The organism is Streptomyces monomycini (assembly GCF_022271435.1).
GTDB lineage: Bacteria > Actinomycetota > Actinomycetes > Streptomycetales > Streptomycetaceae > Streptomyces > Streptomyces monomycini.
In genome coordinates this window covers 1-1,238 of the sequence record NZ_JAFIQY010000092.1, presented here as the reverse complement: position 1 = coordinate 1,238, position 1,238 = coordinate 1, and the positions used below count along the sequence as shown (strand labels likewise).

1 protein-coding gene is annotated in these 1,238 nt (G+C 72.9%); it reads right to left on the bottom strand.

Annotation, left to right across the window (positions count from 1 at the left end; all coding sequences use genetic code 11):
* The coding region (gene dxr / locus JXZ78_RS40010; RefSeq protein WP_238783731.1) for a 1-deoxy-D-xylulose-5-phosphate reductoisomerase at positions 1 to 1,237 on the bottom strand (1,237 nt) is incomplete at its 3' end.
* Between the last annotated feature and the right edge of the window lies 1 nt (position 1,238).

Genomic DNA, 1,238 nt, shown 5'->3' with positions numbered 1-1,238 from the left:
GGGCGGCCAGCTCACGGGCGCGGGCGCGCGCCCAGGTTTCCGCCTGCAAGACGTCCGCGACCGTCAGGGAGGTTCCCCGGGCCGGCGTACCGTGCTCCGCGACCACCTCGGCGACCGTATCGACAATTCCTGTGAACGGCAGCCCGCCCTTCAAGAAAGCGTCGACGCATTCCTCGTTGGCGGCGTTGAAAACGGCCGGCGCGGTGCCGCCCAGGTCGCCGACGTGACAGGCCAGCGGCACGGACGGGAACGCCTCGGTGTCCAGCGGCAGGAAGTCCCACTGGTGGGCCCTGGTCCAGTCGATGCCGGGGGCCGCGTCCGGGACGCGCTCCGGCCAGCCGATGCCCAGCGCGATGGCCATCCGCATGTCGGGCGGGCTGGCCTGGGCCAGGGTGGAGCCGTCCGTGAACTCCACCATCGAGTGGATGTAGGACTGCGGATGGACGACGACCTCGATGCGCTCGAACGGCACGTCGAACAGCAGATGCGCCTCGATGACCTCCAGGCCCTTGTTGACCAGGGTCGCCGAGTTGATCGTGACGACCGGACCCATCGCCCAGGTGGGGTGCGCGAGCGCCTGCTCCGGCGTGACGGACACCAGTTCCCGCTTCGTACGGCCGCGGAACGGCCCGCCGGAGGCGGTGACGACGAGCTTGCGCATCTCCGTGCGGGGACCGCCCAGCAGACCCTGGAAGAGGGCGGAGTGCTCGGAGTCGACGGGCACGACCTGGCCGGGGCGGGCCGCGGCCTTGACCAGCGGGCCGCCGACGATCAGCGACTCCTTGTTGGCGAGCGCCAGCACGCGGCCCGCCTTCAGGGCGGCCAGGGTGGGCGCGAGGCCGATGGAGCCGGTGATGCCGTTGAGGACGGTGTGGCAGTCGGACGCGGCCAGCTCGGTGGCCGCGTCGGGCCCGGCGAGGATCTCCGGCAGCGGCTCCCCCGCCCCATAGCGGGCGGACAGCACCTCGCGCAGCACCGGCACCACGTCCTCGCGGGCCACCGCCACCGTACGGACCCGCAGCAGGTGCGCCTGCTCGGCCAGCAGCTCCACCCGGCCGCCGGCCGCGGACAGCGCGGTCACCCGGAAGCGGTCGGGGTTGCGCAGCACCAGATCGACGGCCTGGGTGCCGATGGAGCCGGTCGAGCCGAGGATCACGATGTCGCGCGGCCCGTCGCCGCCGCCGGTGAGCGGGGCGGGGGTGAAGCGCAGATGCGGGTCAGCGAGGGTGTCCGTCATG